At 42.4% G+C, this 18,169-nt stretch carries 12 protein-coding genes; 5 read left to right on the forward strand and 7 right to left on the reverse strand.

Annotated features, from left to right (window positions below; translation table 11 throughout):
* Positions 1-220 precede the first annotated feature (220 nt).
* Complete coding sequence (gene putP, locus ACIQ0C_RS11005; RefSeq protein WP_403059723.1) at positions 221-1,690, reverse strand: sodium/proline symporter PutP; 1,470 nt, start codon at positions 1,688-1,690, stop codon at positions 221-223.
* A 156-nt stretch (positions 1,691-1,846) separates the two neighbouring features.
* Between putP and ACIQ0C_RS11010 the strand changes: the two genes are divergently transcribed.
* Entirely contained in the window at positions 1,847-3,895 is a 2,049-nt protein-coding gene (locus ACIQ0C_RS11010; RefSeq protein WP_403059726.1) for a molybdopterin oxidoreductase family protein, read from the forward strand.
* Between the two features lie 226 nt (positions 3,896-4,121).
* Here the strand turns inward: ACIQ0C_RS11010 and ACIQ0C_RS11015 are convergent, their stop codons facing one another.
* The 3 genes from ACIQ0C_RS11015 to ACIQ0C_RS11025 form a co-directional block, all read right to left on the reverse strand.
* A complete protein-coding gene (locus tag ACIQ0C_RS11015; protein ID WP_403059729.1) occupies positions 4,122-5,642 on the reverse strand; it encodes an aldehyde dehydrogenase family protein in 1,521 nt (506 codons plus the stop codon).
* A 216-nt stretch (positions 5,643-5,858) separates the two neighbouring features.
* Positions 5,859-7,292 (reverse strand): aldehyde dehydrogenase family protein, encoded by a 1,434-nt coding sequence (locus tag ACIQ0C_RS11020; RefSeq protein WP_403059996.1) that lies wholly within the window; start codon positions 7,290-7,292, stop codon positions 5,859-5,861.
* Between the two features lie 18 nt (positions 7,293-7,310).
* Positions 7,311-8,636 (reverse strand): aminotransferase family protein, encoded by a 1,326-nt coding sequence (locus ACIQ0C_RS11025; protein WP_403059732.1) that lies wholly within the window; start codon positions 8,634-8,636, stop codon positions 7,311-7,313.
* Positions 8,637-9,011: 375 nt separating this feature from the next.
* Between ACIQ0C_RS11025 and rpoN the strand changes: the two genes are divergently transcribed.
* A complete protein-coding gene (gene rpoN / locus ACIQ0C_RS11030; RefSeq protein ID WP_403059735.1) occupies positions 9,012-10,370 on the forward strand; it encodes an RNA polymerase factor sigma-54 in 1,359 nt (452 codons plus the stop codon).
* A 131-nt stretch (positions 10,371-10,501) separates the two neighbouring features.
* Here the strand turns inward: rpoN and bluB are convergent, their stop codons facing one another.
* From bluB to dacB, 3 genes are all read right to left on the reverse strand, one after another.
* On the reverse strand, positions 10,502-11,143 hold the full coding sequence (gene bluB, locus ACIQ0C_RS11035; RefSeq protein ID WP_402838729.1) for a 5,6-dimethylbenzimidazole synthase: 642 nt from the start codon (positions 11,141-11,143) through the stop codon (positions 10,502-10,504).
* A gap of 103 nt (positions 11,144-11,246) precedes the next feature.
* On the reverse strand, positions 11,247-11,852 hold the full coding sequence (locus tag ACIQ0C_RS11040) for a uridine kinase family protein (protein WP_403059738.1): 606 nt from the start codon (positions 11,850-11,852) through the stop codon (positions 11,247-11,249).
* A 426-nt stretch (positions 11,853-12,278) separates the two neighbouring features.
* Positions 12,279-13,769 (reverse strand): D-alanyl-D-alanine carboxypeptidase/D-alanyl-D-alanine endopeptidase, encoded by a 1,491-nt coding sequence (gene dacB / locus ACIQ0C_RS11045; protein WP_403059741.1) that lies wholly within the window; start codon positions 13,767-13,769, stop codon positions 12,279-12,281.
* 215 nt (positions 13,770-13,984) lie between these two features.
* Between dacB and ACIQ0C_RS11050 the strand changes: the two genes are divergently transcribed.
* From ACIQ0C_RS11050 to ACIQ0C_RS11060, 3 genes are all read left to right on the forward strand, one after another.
* Positions 13,985-14,479: a PH domain-containing protein gene (locus ACIQ0C_RS11050; RefSeq protein WP_403059744.1), complete on the forward strand. Its 495-nt coding sequence runs from the start codon at positions 13,985-13,987 to the stop codon at positions 14,477-14,479.
* Positions 14,480-14,481: 2 nt separating this feature from the next.
* Entirely contained in the window at positions 14,482-15,951 is a 1,470-nt protein-coding gene (locus ACIQ0C_RS11055) for a PH domain-containing protein (protein WP_403059747.1), read from the forward strand.
* Between the two features lie 195 nt (positions 15,952-16,146).
* The gene (locus ACIQ0C_RS11060; RefSeq protein WP_403059750.1) at positions 16,147-18,141 is read left to right on the forward strand and encodes a methyl-accepting chemotaxis protein; all 1,995 of its coding nucleotides are present in this window, start codon (positions 16,147-16,149) and stop codon (positions 18,139-18,141) included.
* Positions 18,142-18,169 lie beyond the last annotated feature (28 nt).

An 18,169-nucleotide genomic window follows, 5' to 3' on the forward strand; every position in this document is an offset into this window, starting at 1 on the left:
CCAATGAATATATATATAAAAGCCACTTTACATGCAATTTTATGAGATTGGTTCATATTTTTTCCTTTGTATTGTTTTTTGGTTTATTATTCCCAAATCACTCAAAAAAAGCCCTCATGTTTTCAACATAAGGACTCTATGGATATTGTACCATATATATTTCATTCATTGTTTTATATCGTATAAAAATCAACGGCATTTTAACTGGACCTTCAATAAATCAAGAGAGGTTTTTAATGGCTTGATTGAATTCTTCTTCTATATCTTTTGTAGGCTTGGCCGATAATAAGCTGAAAACGACCACCGCTATTGAACCAGCGATGAAACCAGGAATGATTTCGTATACTCCAGCGAACTTATCGATCATATCCCAGACAATCACGGTTGCCGTACCGACAATCATTCCCGCCAGGGCTCCCCATTTCGTCATCCGTTTCCAATACAGGCTTAACAGAATGACAGGACCGAATGCCGCCCCAAAACCAGCCCATGCATAACCAACCAATTTAAGGATCGTACCGCTTGGATTAAAAGCCAATAATAGGGCAATGGCAGATATCGCCAATACACCAAACCGACCCACCAGCACTAACTCCTTATCAGATGCATTCGGCCGAATGAACTGCTTATAGAAATCATCTGTCAGAGCACTTGCCGATACTAACAGCTGTGATGCAATCGTACTCATGACCGCCGCTAAAATCGCAGCCAACAAGAAGCCTGTAATTAAAGATGGAAACAGTTCTTTAGCTAAAATGATGAAGACGGACTCCGCATTCCTTTCCCCTAAAGGACTGTTTGTCAGGTTAAAATAAGCTATCCCCACCAATCCGGTGAACATCGCTCCGACGATAGCAAAAATCATCCATCCCATACCGATTCGCCGTGCACTTTTCAATTCTTTAACAGATGAAACCGCCATGAATCGAACGATTATATGAGGCTGCCCGAAATAACCAAGCCCCCATGCCAGAAGAGATATGATGCCAATGGTTGATGTTCCTTCAAAAACATGCAATAAATTCGGGTTAATCGATTTTATTTCATTAAAGGCAGGATCCCAGCCCCCAATATTTATAATCGTGACAACTGGTACTAGAATTAAGGCAATGAACATGATTGTACCTTGTACGAAGTCCGTCCAGCTGACAGCCAGGAATCCGCCAAATAATGTATAAAGAATAACGACGCTCGCCGTCAGCCAGATGCCCCACCGGTAATCTAAATGGAAAGCAGTACGGAAAAGCTCACCGCCCGCTACCATGCCCGAAGAAGTGTAAAAGGTGAAGAAAATTAAAATGACCGATGCTGATACCACTTTTAAGACCCGGGAGCCATCTTTAAACCGATTTCCCAAAAAGTCGGGAATCGTAATCGAATTGCCGGCAATTTCCGTATATGTCCGAAGTCTTGGTGCCACGAATAACCAGTTTAAATAGGAGCCTGCACACAAGCCGATGACAATCCAGCCAGCACTCAACCCGCTTATGTACATCGCACCAGGGAGACCCATCAACAGCCAGCCACTCATATCGGAAGCCCCTGCACTCAATGCAGTCACAGCCGGGCCCAAGTTCCGGCCGCCAAGCATGTAATCGGTTAGGTTAGCCGTTTTCCGATACGCCAAATAGCCAATTAGCAGCATACCTACCATGTATATTCCAATTGATATTATAATTCCATACTCCAAAATGAATCCTCCTATTTATAGGTTAATTTTCATCTTGTAAGCTTATCAGAAAAAAAAACATATGTTAAGAAGTTCTTGCACCTTTCAACGATTTCACTTTCAATATAAATAAGAAAATTCATTTTATTAGAGTAAATCATTTTGGAGGAATACGCCATGCAATCCCATATCAATCAGCCAGATGGAGTCTTTCCCTCTGTTTGCTCTCTTGACTGTCCTGATCAATGCGGTTTACTGCTGCACAAAAAAGACGGGAAAATCATTAAAGTTCAAGGAGACCCTGATCATCCAGTCACCAAAGGTAATATTTGCAACAAAGTCCGAAACATGACTGCTCGCCTATATGACCCCAATCGCTTAAAACAGCCATTAAAGCGCATAGGTCCGAAAGGGGAAGGGATTTTCGCTCCAATCAGCTGGGAAGAGGCCATTGATATAATCACTTCCAAATGGAAAGACCTGATCGAATTGCACGGACCGGAAAGCATACTTCCCTACAGCTTTTACGGAAACATGGGGAACCTCAGCGCCGAGGGGATGGATCGCCGCTTTTTCAACAAACTCGGTGCAAGCATACTCGAGCGTTCCATTTGTAATGCGGCTGGCTCAGTCGGATACAGCTATACAATGGGTGGTTCATACGGCATCGATCCAGAAGAAACGATTCATACAAAGCTTTTCATCATGTGGGGCATTAACGCTGTGAGCACAAATATGCACCAAGTGACGCTTGCCCAGCAAGCCCGAAAAAACGGGGCCAAAGTAGTTGTCATTGACGTACATAAAAACCAAACCGGCAAGTGGGCAGATTGGTTCATTCCGATTCTGCCTGGCACCGATAGTGCACTCGCCCTCGGATTAATGCATATTCTATATGCCGAGAATCTAGTCGACCAGCCCTTTCTCGATGAATACACAGTGGGTGCTGCTGAATTGCGCGAACACGTCCGCCAATATGACCCTGCGACCGTCTCCGCGATAACTGGCGTTCCAATTGATGACTTATATGAACTAGCCAGGATGTACGGCACTACAAGTCCCTCATTCGTTCGGATAGGCAATGGCCTGCAGCACCATGACAATGGAGGCATGGCGGTACGTACCATTGCCTGCCTGCCTGCACTTACCGGCCAATGGATGGCGGAAGGCGGCGGAGCCATCAAAGGTAATTCAGGATATCTGGCCTTTAATATAAATGCCTTAAGACGTCCTGACTTATTGCAAAATAAAGCTACCCGGACCATTAATATGAACCAAATCGGTCAAGCTCTTCTGGAAAAAGAAAACCCGATTCGCTCCATGTTTGTATACGGATCAAACCCAGCACTTGTCGCTCCGAATGCAAATAAGGTGCAGGAAGGTCTAATGCGGGAAGATCTATTCACAGTTGTCCATGATCTATTCTTAACCGAAACGGCCATGTTTGCCGACCTCGTCCTTCCTGCCACATCATCTTATGAAACGGAGGATTTTTATAATTCATACTGGCATAATTACGTGCAAATACAAAAACCTGTAGTCGAAAAATATGGCCAATCGAAATCGAATGTTGAATTGTTCAAACTGTTAGCTACTGGAATGGGATTTGTGGAACAAGCATTTAGAGATTCAGAGGAAGATATGATACGGCAGGCGCTGAATTTTCCCGATAACCCGCATTTGGAAGGCATTACCTATGACTCCCTCTCAAAGAATCAATTTGTCAAAGCCAAAATGCAGCCGCTGTTCCCAGGAAAACTCCCGACACCAAGCGGTAAAATCGAACTTTATTCCGAACGGATGAAGCAGGATGGATACGAGCCTTTGCCAACATATACGCCAATCATAAAAGACAGCGACCTGCCATTTTTATTCATTCCGGCACCTAATCACAATTTCTTGAATTCAACCTTTTCAAATAATGCCAAACATATCTCCATGGAAAAGGAACCGAAACTGCACATGAATGCCGCTGATGCCAAAACAATGGGGATAGCCGCCGGAGATATGGTTAGAATCTGGAATGATCGCGGTGAATGTTTGCTTACCGCTGCTCCCGGTGAAAATGTGTTACCCGGCGTTCTTGTCAGCCAAGGCTTGTGGCAAAATGCACCTGAAACAAAACAACACATCAATTCCCTTACCCCAGATCGCCTCGCAGATATGGGTAATGGCGCCGTTTTCTTTTCAGGACGGGTTGATCTTGAAAAAGTCCGACAAAAGTAAAACAATATTTAGCATTCTTTAAATATATCTGCGATTTCTACATTTTATTTGCGTTTTTCGGATTTTATCTGCGATTCAGGCATTTTATCTCCGATTTCGACATTTTATCTACGTTTCTCAGATTTTATCTCCGATTTCGGCATTTTATCTGCGATTTCGACATTATATTTCCGATTCCACGAAAAAAGGCTGTTCCCCAAGGAACAGCCTTTTTTCGTCAAGCTATTTACTCTTCATCAAACCAGCCTGTTGGCTGAATATCCAAGTTGTTATTGATTTGCTTCACTTCGGTGTAAGCTTCGTAACCGAAGGTTCCCAGTTCGCGTCCATTTCCGCTTTGCTTGAACCCTCCCCAAGGAGCTTCGTTATAAGTCGGATGATATGAGTTTATCCACGTGATGCCGGCACGCACTTTTTTAATGACACGGTATGCTTTTGCGATATCATTCGTGAACACCGCTCCGGCTAAACCATATTTCGTATCATTGGCAAGTCGAAGAGCTTCCGCTTCATCCTTGAATTTTTGAACGACAAGCACCGGTCCAAAAATTTCTTCCTGAACAATCCTCATGTCCGGTGTTGTATCAACAAAAATAGTAGGTTCGACAAAGTAACCTTTATCCATGCCTTCTTCTTTAATTCGATTTCCACCGACGATTAATTTGGCACCTTCTTCTTTTCCGATTTGAATATACGATAAAATTTTGTTCATATGGGCTTCTGAAACGATAGGTCCCATCTGGCTGTTTTCATCAGAACCTGAACCTACTTTGATCTTTTTCGCCTTCGCAGTAAGACTTGCAATGAATTGATCGTAAATTGACTCTTCCAACAGTAAACGGGAGCCAGCTGAACACACTTGTCCTTGATTACAGAAAATCCCGTATAGAGCATAGTCAACGGCAGTCTCAAAGTCTGAGTCCGCAAATACGATATTAGGCGATTTACCGCCGAGCTCCAATGTCACTTTCTTTAGGTTACCCAGTGAAGCCTCCATGATCTTACGTCCTGTTGCCGTTCCTCCTGTAAAGGCTACTTTATCGATTTCCTCATGCTCTGCAATGGCTTGTCCGACAACTGGCCCCGCTCCCAACACAAGATTTGCGACACCCTTTGGCAATCCTACCTCATCCATGATTTCAAATAGTTTGACCGCCGTCACCGGAGTGATCTCAGATGGTTTGAACACAACGGAATTTCCTGCAGCAAGAGCCGGAGCCAGTTTCCAGGCGGACATCATCAGTGGGAAATTCCATGGAACGATCTGCCCGCAGACACCGATCGGTTCCCTTACGACCATCGCTTGCTGGCCGTCAGGAACTTCAAAAGTCTGACCTGTCGGTTTTGTAGCCAATCCTGCATAATATCTAAAACAGGCTGCCGAATCAGCTATATCATAACGAGCCTCACGCAATGGTTTCCCATTATCCAATGTCTCCAACGCAGCTAGTTCTTCAGCTTTTTCTTCTATTTTGTCGGCTATTTTGAATAAAATGCGAGCTCTTTCGACGGCCGGAGTTCCCCACCAACCACCTTCATAGAAAGCATATTTTGCTGCCTCGACCGCTGCATCCACATCTTCCTGTGTCCCTTCCGCTGCTTTGGCAATAACTTCCCCCGTGGCCGGATTCAATACATCCCTCTTCTCACCAGAAGTCGAATTCACCCATTCCCCATTGATGAACATCTTTAAGTCCAGTGCTCCCGTTCCTTCTTTTTTCGTATTATTTTGCAAAGTTTCCTGCATGTAATTTCCTCCTCGGTTTTAAGATATCTACCTATATAAAATATGAGCAAGATTCATGCCAGTTTGAAATATTAGGTAACTCACGTTTTTTTGCCCTTTCCTGTCTTATTTAAATTCAGTCGTGAATTACCTATTCATTTTTGCATAACTCATGGGCCAATCTCTTACAAGATTCATAGAAAAAAAGAGATGAGCAGCTGCCCACCTCTTTTCTGATTAATTCCGGTTAATAATGATTAATTTCATTTCCGTCATTTCTTCAATGGCATATTTCAGTCCTTCGCGACCCGTCCCGCTTTTTTTGACTCCGCCATATGGCATGTTGTCAACACGGTAAGTTGGGATATCATTAATGATAACACCGCCGACTTCCAATTTTTCTGCGGCAGAAAGAGCCAGATTGATATTTTCTGTGTAAATCCCGGCCTGCAATCCGAATTCGGAATCATTGACCAAGTCAATCGCTTCCTCAACGGAAGAAACCTTATTGATCAAAACAATTGGAGCGAAGACTTCCTGACAAGATACCTTAAGCATTGCATCCACTTCCAGCAACACAGTGGGATGCAGGATATTTCCTTCAGATTTACCTCCTGCTGCAACAATCGCACCGTGTTGTTTAGCTTCACCGATCCAATCCAGGCTTCGCTGTACATCCCCAGCGCTGATCAATGCCGAAATATCCACAGACGGGTCCAAAGAATCCCCTAGTTTCAAGCCATTCGTTGCTTCCGTGAATTTTTTGACGAACTCATCATACACCTCTTCATGAACATAAGCGCGTTGTAAGGAAATGCAGACCTGCCCTTGAAAAGCGAATGCTGCCGATACACAGCGCTGGATGATTTTATCGATATTGATCCCTTTATCGACGATGACAGCCGCATTCGAACCTAGTTCAAGACTCACTTTCTTTAACCCGGCCTTATTACGGATCCCGATTCCGACAGCCGGACTTCCGGTAAATGAAATGCTCTTCACCCGTGAATCGGTGACTAATTTATCACCGATTACCGAACCGCTTCCGGTGACTAAATTAAACGCACCTGCCGGCAAATCCGTTTCTGCTAATAGTTCGGCAAGAAATAGTGAAGATAGCGGTGTTTGGCTCGCAGGTTTCAGGACAAGTGTATTTCCGGCAGCAATGGCCGGGCCTACTTTATGGGCAACAAGGTTCATCGGAAAATTAAAAGGAGTAATCGCACCCACAACGCCTAGAGGCTCACGGACGGTGTACCCTATCCTTCCTTCTCCGTCAGCTGTTGCATCCATCGTCAATGTTTCTCCATGAATCCTTTTTGCTTCCTCTGCTGCAAATTTATATGTGGCAATCGTCCGGGATACTTCAACCATTGCCGTTTTAATCGGTTTCGCTGCCTCTTTTGCAATAATTTCAGCTGCCTCATCTTTGCGGCTTTCCAAAAGGCTCGCAAGCTTTTCAAGTATGGCAGCGCGTTTATGACTAGGTAAAGCTGCCATTGTTTTTCTAGCTTGATAGGCTGATTCTATTGCCAACTCGACGTCTTCTAGGCTCGCCGAAGGAATCTCCGCTAGAACTTCCCCGCTATAAGGAGACTTTAGTGTCGTGTACTTTTCAGCTTCTTGCCATTTACCATTAATGTATAATTTCTTTTTCAGCGTTTCCGTCATGACCATCACTTTCACCTCTTATAAAATTTCTTTTTCGACAGCAGTAAATGTCACATCAAGGATTTCAATCATTCTTTCGACTTCTGCTTTTGTAATGATTAAAGGCGGTGCGAATACGAGTGTATCTTGATCAAACGTAACAGAGCGGCAAATCAAACCATTCTTCGCCGCTTCAGCAACAAGTCTTGGAGCAAGCTGTGACTCAAAGCCTTCACCTGTTTGTTTGTCCTTTACGATGGAGATGCCTCCAATTAGTCCAAGTGCCCTGACATCACCAATAATCGGATGTTTGCTTTGAAGCTTCTTAAAGCCGGCAAGCAACTCTTCACCACGCTGTTTCGAGTTTTCTATCAGGTTTTCACGTTCAATTATTTCAATATTTTTTAAAGCAACCGCACATGCCATCGGATGCCCGCTGTAAGTGTAGCCATGTAAAAGCGTGCCTTTTGAAAGGGCAATGAAATCCTGATGCATCTTATCATTCAGGACGACCCCGCCTAACTGTGCATATCCGCTCGTTACACCTTTTGCAAAGCACATCATATCAGGTACAACACCAAAGTGTTCAATCCCAAAATAAGTCCCTGTTCTTCCGAAACCTGTAATGACTTCATCCGTCACCATCAAAATCCCGTATTCATTACAAATTTCCCTTACTTCCTTAAAATAGCCTTCAGGAGGAAGGTTCACGCCACCGGCCCCTTGAATCGGTTCAGCGATAAATGCCGCGATCGTTTCCGGTCCTTCCTGTTCTATGACCTTACGCAACTCCTCAATGGAGGAACCGTCCACATGGTAAAAATCAGGTGCGATTGAATTCGTGAAATCTCGGAACGGCTTCAGGCCAGTCGCACTTGTAGCTCCCATTGCCACTCCATGATAGGATTTCGAGCGGGAAATGATTTTTTGACGATTAGGCTGCCCTTTCAAAAGCCAGTAATGACGAGCAAGTTTGATCGCCGTATCATTCGACTCCGATCCACCTGAAGTGAAGAAAACTGCATTCAAATCCCCTGGCGCGATGGAAGCGATTTTGGCCGCCAAACGGATTGCCGGCTCATTGCTGAAAGTGGCGAAACTTGAGGTGAAAGCTAATTTCGCCATTTGTTCCTTCGCGACATCAGCCATCTCTTCTTGTCCATGTCCAATATTCACATTCCAAAGTGAAGCCATGCCATCAATGACAGTCCTGCCCGTGACATCCGTAAGATATATCCCCTTCCCTTCCTTAAAGATGAAACTTGGACCATCTGCCTGCTGTTGTTCGATTGCCGTAGTCGGATGAATAAAATGCTTTTTATCCAAATCGATTAATTCCTGAATACCCGTAGTCTCTTTAATCATGTAAAAAACACCCTTCTCTGTAATGGATTTTTTCAAGCTAGTTTATTTTTATATTTATAGATGTAGCAAGATGCATGCCAAATTATATGAGCCTTATATTAAGGGTATTCAAGTTAAAACGATTCATATTCAAATCAATAGTAGTACGTGTTGATTCACATATAAATCGTTTGATTCACATTCGAATCAACAATTCATTAGATTAAATACTGAAATACAAGCATTTTTTTGAATCCCCCTCATTATTTTCTAATTGATGTTATAAAACCTGACACACAACGTTGAATTTTCGGAAGATTTGTATTATTATCATGTTAATATTTTTTCATTCCTTTTAAGCCGCTATGTTAATCTTAAAGAAAGAAGTTGATATATATGCAGGTAGGATTTGAACTGTACCAAAAACAAACCTTGAAGTTATCATTAACCCCTGAATTACAGCAATCGATCAATATCCTTCAATATTCCACCCATGAACTGATAGATTTCCTGAACCGACAGGCTTACGAAAATCCCGTTCTCGAAATTAGCTTTAAAGAACCCCTCGCATCACTTAATATTCGTACACATAAAATAAATTCTCAGATACGTGGATCCTCCTCTAAAAGTAAAAGTTTCACCGGAGACAATGATTACAACCCTATCAACAATTATTCAGTTAACGCAGAAACACTGGAAAGCCATTTACTGGAACAATTGAGTTTACTAAGTTCGTTGAAAGCATTTGAAAAGAAGATTCTCCAATTTTTGATTGGAAACTTAAATGATTATGGATTTCTTGAATTGGATGCCCATTGGGCTGCCTCGCATTTTTCCGTACCCGTGGAAGAAATCGAAAATATGATTCAAGTATTGCAATCCCTTGACCCAATTGGAGTCGGGGCTAAAGATCTGACCGATTGTTTACTCATTCAGCTGCGTGAGCATGAGAATCACAATGAATTGGCGTATAAGATCGTTAAAAAGCATTTAGCGGATTTAGCAGAAAAACGCTACAGGAAAATTGCCGCCCTTCACCAAGTGACCGTTCAAGAAGTACAAGAGGCCTCGGATTTCATCCGTACGTTAAACCCGCGTCCAGTCAGTCACTTTTCCAATGATATGACTCATTACATCGTTCCGGACGTTTACGTGGAAAAAGAAAAAGAAGGTTTCCTGATAACGGTCAACGATAGCTGCACACCTAAACTTTCCATCAATCCTTACTACAAGAATCACGTCGCCATGAATTCTGTTAATCCAGCTAAAGATTATATAAAAGGGCACATAAATGATGCCCAATTACTTTTAAAAGGGCTCGAACAAAGGCAAATGACACTTTACAAAGTGACAGCGTCAATCGTGGATGAGCAGCATGAGTTTTTCATGAAGGGAATTACAGGATTAAAACCTATGACACTGAAGGACATTTCGGAAAAACTTCAGCTTCATGAATCAACGATCAGCAGGGCGACGAGCAATAAATATATCCAGACGCCGCATGGCCTCTTCAAACTAAGGAACTTCTTTACTAGAGGGTTAAACCGCGTGAACAGCCAAGCAACCGAATCAACGACCACCATCAAGGAAAAAATAAAGGTCTTGATTGCCGATGAAGATAAAATAAAGCCTTTTTCAGATCAGAAACTTTGTCAAATATTCGAAAATGAAGGGACGAAGATCTCCCGCCGGACTATTGCAAAATACCGTGAAGATCTCGGTATACCGGGATCTTCAAAACGGCGCAGATTTTAAAATCAAACCAAATTTTTAAAAAGACTCTTTCAAAAGATGTATCTTTCGTAAGAGTCTTCTATATTTTCCTCAACAAAAAACCCCTGAACCAGGGGCTTAATAAACAAGTTTTAGAAACTTAATATATCGTTTTATTTATTCCCCCATTTATCCTTGAAAATAAGTTCGTCCATCGGCCTTCTTTTTTCCCACTTAGCAAGTTCAAGAATGGGTTTATCCGGATATTGATCCGTATAGCCAATCGACAGGAGTGCGACGGGTTCTATATGCGGCGGAATCTCCAAAATATCACGAATATCATTTTTCTTATAAAAGCTTACCCATCCCATTGCCAATCCTTCCGCACAGGCTGCCAGCCACATATTTTGAATCGCACAGGCCGTGGATAGGATATCGGTTTCCGGAATGGAGTTCCTCCCTAAAACATGGGAGCCGCCCCGTGTCGGGTCGCATGTAACACAAATGGTGTATGGTGCTTCTTTTAACCCTTCCACTTTCAAACCAAGAAACTTATTTTCTTTACCTCCTTCATAATGAATAGCGAGGGCCCTTCTTTCTTTATCCGCTGCCCATGCCAAACTGTCCTTGGTTTCCTGAGATGAAATCACGATGAAACTCCAAGGTTGCATGAATCCTACAGACGGCGCATGATGTGCAGCATCCAAAATTCTGCGGAGTATATCCTTTGAAATGGGCTTAGGCAAAAAACTCCTGATATCCCTTCGGTTATAAATGGCTTTATATACGGCAGCTTGTTCTTCATTAGTAAACATCGTTTCCCCCCATGTTTCCGGCTCCCCAGAAATTTATCTAAACATATAATATATTTTATAGGTAAACCCTTACAATTAAAAGCGAGCTCCAGAAATCCCGGATTCAGCTCGTTCCGTCCACAACAAGATTCGCTCTTTCTTGAGGCCTTTGTGCACCCACATAAAGATCTTCATAAACCATCCAATTATCCTCCCACATCTGACGCGCATTTTCACCATCCCGCTCAAGGCCACGTTTCAATCGCTGATCACGGGGACATTCCACCCAAATCGTGAAATCATGGTACCCTGCCAATTCTTTACGGATAGAATATGTTCCTTCTATAATGACAAGGCCTCCAGCAGGAACGACATGCCATTCGGCCATCGTGTCCGTTTCCCAATCATACCTTTGATACCTTCCTTCTTCCCCCTTCGTAAGCGGTTTCAGGATTTGGTTACAAACCCGTTCCCAATCATAATCCGCTCCAATCTGCTTTTGGGATGGAGGCAGTTTAACCCTATCCGATGACGGCAAATAAAAATCATCCATATGAACGACCAAGCTACCTGGAAATTCTGCTTGGATACAGGAAGCGAGTGTACTTTTTCCAGACCCGCCCCGACCATCTATGGCCAATATATAGAGTGAGCGTTTTTTTGAAATTTCGTGAATTTCAGCTATAAGACTGCTAATCGTATACTGTCCATTGAGTGTTGGAAAGTTCATAAGCATTCCCCCCTATACTACTTATTTCTATTAATCCTCCCTTAAAATCCTTCCTTGAGCGGATAAATGAAAAAAATAAGAGGAGAGAAGGAAAAGGTTCGCTTTTCCCTCACTTCATGGAGACCCTGTCTGCGATCAAACAGCTTGGCCTTTCCATTTTGATTACTAGTGACGGTCTTGAAAAGCACTTCTTGTTATAGACATATATATCGGAGAAAGGTCTTCGATGGTTCAAAAGCCGGCTTGATGCAATGTTATATAATGACCATCGATTTGAAACGCCATTCGAATCTCCAATTGAAACCCGACATCGAGTCAGCAAATAAAAAATGGCTTATCGGCTTTATTTTGCCGAAGAAAATAAATTGGCAGATGACGAGCAGCTTATCACAGACCCTGAACTACATACCTTGCTTTCCATGGATACTAATGGCCACTTCCCAATAGGTTTTCCTGTTCCGCGAGCATTACGGCTATCTTATCCTGGATTGCCGTAATGCCTTTTTCTTCTACAAAATTATTCAAGATGATTGAAAATATAATTTTTTCCCCTCTTTTGGTCGTCACATAACCTGATAAGGAGCTCGTTCCTGAAATCGTCCCTGTTTTAGCGCGAACATTCCCGGCTGCAAGTGTCCCTTTCATCCTCTTTCTTAGCGTACCCCCCACCATCCGATTTTCGTTGCCTGCAATCGGCAAAGCATTCAAGTAAGCAGGAAACCACGTTTTTTCCTGTACGGCATACAGAAGCTTCGTTATTTCATTCGCTGGAATCATATTGACTTGGGAAATGCCAGATCCATCACGCATCATGATCGTTTGCATATCGAGACCCATACTCTTGAGCTGATTTCGAGTAACCTTTAAACCATCCTTCCAGCTTCCCTCCCCTTCTGCCTCTTTGCCCATTTCCTTTACCAAAACCTCGGCATGGCTGTTATTGCTCAATTTCATGAAAGGAATAAGCAGCTGTGAAAGCGGCATGGACTGATGAGTGGCAATCAAGTCCGCTTCTACTGGCGTTTTCCCTTTTTCCCTTTTTCCCAACACTTTAATTCCATGTTTCTTCATTGATTTTTCAAATAGGCTCAGGGCATATTCCGTGGGATCTTCCACCGAGATCCACTCTTTGGTCACCCCAGAACGCTCCGGAATGGTCCCGGACACCGTAATGACTTGTGTGCCATGAGACCGTTCGACTTCAATTTTCTTATTGCTGTCTGCCGATTCAGTTTTCGTTTTGTTGATGACCTTCACGTAATCCGTTTCCGGCTCCAGCTTCACCGTTGCCCTTTTACCAGCCTTTTCCCCAGGCGTTATCTCCACGATGACGGTACCGGTATCGTAATCTTCATTAGGGGATGCGGTTAAAGCCGAAACGGCTGCTCCGTAATATTCCTGTTCATCGCTCCAAACCAAGTCTTGGGAATAGCGAATATCATCATACCAAGAATCGTCCGCTATAAGGTCCCCATGAACCAGCTTAACTTGCCTGCGCTTCAATGAAGCTGCCAGCTCATCAAAATCCTTTTCCAATAATGTGGGATCTCCTTTTCCCTTCAGATATACATCTCCCTGCAGAACATGGCCAACCTGCACTCCTTTTATGTATAGTTCTGTTTGAAAAACATGATCTTCCCCTAAAGTTTCCAGCGCAGCTGCTGCAGTCAATAGCTTAAGGTTTGAAGCAGGCCGCAATCTCGTTTGCGCTCCCCATTCATAAATCATTTCCCCCGTTTCAGCTGAACGGATGGAAATTCCCGTCAAAGCCCCAGCCAGTCCCGGCGAATACTCTAATATTTGTTGAATTTCCTTCTCTAGGTTTCCATCATCATTTGCAGCCTGCTTCGATTCTCCATCAAAAAAACAAATCAAAAACAGGAAGAATATAAAACTCAACTTCCTTTTATATGTCAAACCTATCACTCCCACTCTAAAAACTTACATCTTCTATCTTGTCCATTTTACTGTCTTATAAAAAGAAAAGAGCCACTAGAAAGTTCCTTATTTATATATACTCGGGAAACTGCAGGATTATTCGGCCGGCACCCCATGGAAACAAGTTCTTATGATAGGGAACTTTTTTGTAAGATAATCCGTATAAGTATAAAGACATAGTAAGGAGTGAATATATGTATTCCAAGATAGAGCCACCAACGAAGAAAATTTCCAAAGAATCAGTGAAGGTTTGGCGGATGACTGAAGCCATTACCAATCTTATTATCCTCGCCGTACTTGGCATCCTATTATTTGTTGATGATTATTTCACTTGGAAAGAATGGATTGGATGGATTTTAAACGGACTTATCGTATTATCTTTTTTCAATGCAATCTGGTCCATCTTCATTGAACCGATACTTTTGCAAAAGTATTGGCGTTACGATGTGAACGAAGAATTCATTCAAACAAAACGGGGAGCCTGGAGTGAAAAGCATGAACTCATTCCAATGACGAAGGTTCAATCCGTCAAATTGAACCAAGGACCTTTTTTGCGAAAATATAACCTTTATTCCCTAAGCGTCGGAACAATGGGCGACTCTTATGACATACCTGCCATCCCCGAGAAAGAGGCGTATGAATTACGAGATAAAATTGCCCATTTCGCAAAAATTAAGGAAGTGGATTAACGATGGAAGAACAAGCAAAACGATTACACCCTTTCAAAATCCCTTTCGAATTTTGGAAATTGCTGAAAGGGAATGTGTTTTTCATAATCATGCTTTATGTCCTGAATTTCGGTTCTGAAAAGATGTATATGAAGGTACTCCAAATCGGTTTTCTAGTTTATCTGATTTGGAAAGTCATTTCTGTCATCCTTAAATGGTATACGTATAAATACCAAATCAAAGAAAGTGCCATACATATTACTTCAGGGCTTATCTCGAAATCGTATCGAACTGTCCCGCTTCATAAGGTCCAGAATGTCCAGCAACGCACGACTTTATTTCATAAAATTTTCAGATTGACCTCTTTAACATTCGAAACGGGGATGACTGGCGATCAGGGTACCGTACCTTTCGAGATGATTTCCCGAAAAGAGGCCGAACGGCTTGAGGGGGAATATGCTTCAAAACAGGAACTTCCGGTTATCGAAGTGGATAGTCCTGAAGAACGAATAGCTGAGGATATAGAACCAACCAGTGAAAAAACAATCCATTTCACGCCAAGCAAACAAGATGTGCTGAAAGCTTCCTTTACATCACTCAGTTTTCTGGCCCTAATCCCAATATTGGCCACGTTATATAATACACTTGATGATTTTTTCGATTTGGAGAACGCCGAAGGCTTCCTTGCCAGGCTATTGGATACTTGGTGGATCATAACCGTCGTTATTGCGGGCCTCATTTGTGTCGCCGTTGCATTCGGAATCGTTTCAACATTCGTTAAATATGGAAAATATGAAATTTCATCCGATCACGAGCGTATATATATCAAGAAAGGCGTTCTGGATGAATCCGCTTTTTCCATTCAGAAAGAAAAAGTACAAGCAGTCGAAATCACCCAATCAATCATTAAAAGATTGCTAGGATTGGCAGAAGTAAAACTGATCAGTGCAGGAAGCACCGGTGATGAAGATCTGGAAACGAACACCCTCTATCCTTTTTTATCAATTGAACGGGCATATGGGATGGTAGAAGAGATTTTACCCGCTTATAAAGTGGAACGGTCAATGAAGTCACTATCGAAACAGGCCTTCAAAATCCGAATGCTGCGGCCCAGCTTTTTTTGGATTCTCACAACATTGGCGATCTATTATTTCAAACCCTCCCTATGGTATATCTCGCTGATTCTATTCGTCCTCATTTATACATTGAGAATAATGGATTACAAAAATAGCCGTTACTTGTTAAATGATGAGTTCATTCAGTTCAAATCCGGAAGTTTGGAAACATCTCTATTCATTACTAAAAGAAGCAAGGTCATCCAAATTGAGGTGGAGCGTTCGAGGCTGCAAAAGTTTTTCGGGCTTGCCACAATTGAAACGATCAACCGCTCCAAGCCTGTACACCATACAAAGCTCCAAGATGTATCCGTTAATTATGCAGACGAGTTTTACACATGGTATATGGACAGGACAAAAAATATCCAAGTCGAATAGCAATCAATGAATGAAAGAGTTGACCCTGGCTGTCAGCTCTTTTTTTTATCCACTATACCTTGAATGCATGTCTTCCACTCACAGCAAAATTAATATTGGGAATTTTCTAACTTGAAACTTCAAAAAAAGTCAAAGCAGACCGAAATATCTATAGAAGCCTAAATTAATTTGAGGTATATAAGGAGAATTGCACAGATGAAAAGACTGACAGACTGGTATTTTAATTCGCTAAAAAAACAAATATTGATTCCTTTTTTAGCTTTGATCATGATAAGCGGAATGGCCATCTCTTACATGAGCTATAAAAATAGTATCGATTTGACGACCAAGGAACTTACCGGAACGACGGAAGAGCAAGTCAAGTCAATGAACGATTCTTTCGAAATCTTCTTTCAAAAAACGGAAAATCAATTGGATAGGATCGGTATGTATCCTATCATGAGTACTTATGATAAGAACCCCGAATCCATAATGGATGAGTTTTCCCATACACAGTCAAGCAGTTCTGAAATAAATGGTTTATACCTCGGCACGGAGAAAGATGGAAAAACATTAATATTCCCTAAAGCGGAATTGCCGGCTGACTTCGATCCGAGACAAAGGGATTGGTATCAATCCGCATTGAGACAAAAAAACAAGACCATTTGGACGGAACCTTATACGGATCAGGCGACGAATGAACTTGTCATTACGGCAGCAAAAGCCATATATGATGATCGTGATAAATTAATAGGCGTGCTCGGTGTCGACATCTCGATCGATACATTGATCACGATGGTCAATCAAACGAAATTCGGCAAAACGGGCTATACGGTTTTGTTGGATAAGAAAGGGTCATTCGTTACACATCCAGACAAGGAAAAAATTCAACAGGACATATCAAAGGAAAATATTTTCAAAAAAATGAAAAGTGCATCCGGATCAATGATCGAGGAATATGAAGGGCAAAGCCGGATCGTCGGATACGCCACCAACCCTACCACCGGATGGAGAATAGCAGGTGTAATGGACGAAAATGAAGTGAAAGTCCGGGCAAACTCGATGATAATCGATAATATCATCACACTGTTGATTGTCTTTACCGTCACTGCACTATCTGCCATCTTCATCACCCGTTCTTTAACGAATCCCATTAAAAAACTGCAGGAATCCATAAGGAAAATGGCTGATGGCGATTTCACCTCCAAGAATTCCATTTTCAGGAAAGATGAAATAGGCCAACTTGCAGAAGACACCAGCTTAATGACCAGGAATATGGGTCATATGTTTGGGGTTGTCAACAACCTTTCCGATAAAGTATCGGATTCCTCCATGACGCTAGTGGCTAGTGCCGATGAGAATTCAGCGGCTGCTAACGAGGTGGCCATGACGATGGAACAAATAGCGGCCGGGGCCATAGACCAAATCGAAGTTGGGCAGAATAACGAAATAGCCGTAAAGCTGCTGGCTGACAAAATCAATGACCTTGAAGCGCAAACGGGCAAAATGGCCACGGAATCCGAAAATATGTTCAAAGCTTCCGAAAACGGAATCACTCAAGTGCAAAGCCTAAAACAACAATTCAATGAAACGTCCCAGATATCCAATAAGATGAGTACGGCAGTCAAATCATTGGATGCACGGTCCAATGATATTAGTGCGATCGTAAAGACCATAAGTGGGATTGCCGGACAAACGAATTTACTCGCCCTGAATGCTGCCATCGAAGCAGCCAGGGCCGGTGAGCATGGAAAAGGATTTGCAGTTGTTGCCGATGAAGTGAAGAAATTGGCCGAGCAGACGGAAAACTCACTGAAAGAAATCTCTGAAATCATTCAAGCCATGCAAACCGATACAACCAATACCGTTCATTTGATTGATCAAGTCAATCAAAAAATCCATCTTCAGGATACTTCTGTAACGGATACGGAAAATGCTTTCAGTCACATTGCATCCATCATCGCGAACACATTCAGCAATTTTGACGAAATGAAAAAGATGATGAATGATATGGTAAACGAGGTCACACGAATGGCGACCAATGCAGAAAAATTAAATTCAATCAGTCAGGAAACTGCAGCAGGAACTGAAGAAGTATCAGCTTCTGTAGAAGAAACGAATGCCTCCATGGAACAATTAAATGCCCTGGCTAGTGAATTGGATGCCCTATCCCAGGAAATGCACAAAGAAATAAAGAAATTCACATTCTAATCAAAAAAGGACGGGTCCTAAGGGATCC

Origin of the sequence: Peribacillus sp. NPDC096448, assembly GCF_044762675.1 — a bacterium.
GTDB lineage: Bacteria > Bacillota > Bacilli > Bacillales > DSM-1321 > Peribacillus > Peribacillus frigoritolerans_B.